We start from the raw sequence: 292 nt of genomic DNA on the forward strand, positions 1-292 counted from the left end.
GAGGTCGTTCTTCCAGTTATCAGATGGCATTACGGTGAAGTTCCAGCTTACTGGAGTCTTACCGGACTTAGCATCTTCAACAGCTGCTTGAGTCAATGCAACGGTTCCAATATTATTTTTCTCAGTATAATAACCAAGAATTATACAAATTTGCAAATTTATGAAACACGTTTGTTTTTTATTCTAAAGAAGGCATAGGCTTCCAATGTGAATCATGCAAAATCCTTCTAGAAGCAAACCATCCTTTAATTAATTTTCCTACGCCAGAAGATATGTTATCGCGATCAACTGC

Annotated in this window: 1 pseudogene; it reads right to left on the bottom strand. The window is 37.0% G+C overall.

Annotated features, from left to right (window positions below):
• Positions 1-178: 178 nt before the first annotated feature.
• Positions 179-292, bottom strand: a pseudogene (locus tag BFS05_RS07055) (glycosyl transferase); the annotation flags it as partial.

The sequence above is a fragment of the Gardnerella coleohominis genome (assembly GCF_002896555.1).
Taxonomy (GTDB): Bacteria; Actinomycetota; Actinomycetes; order Actinomycetales; family Bifidobacteriaceae; genus Bifidobacterium; species Bifidobacterium vaginale_F.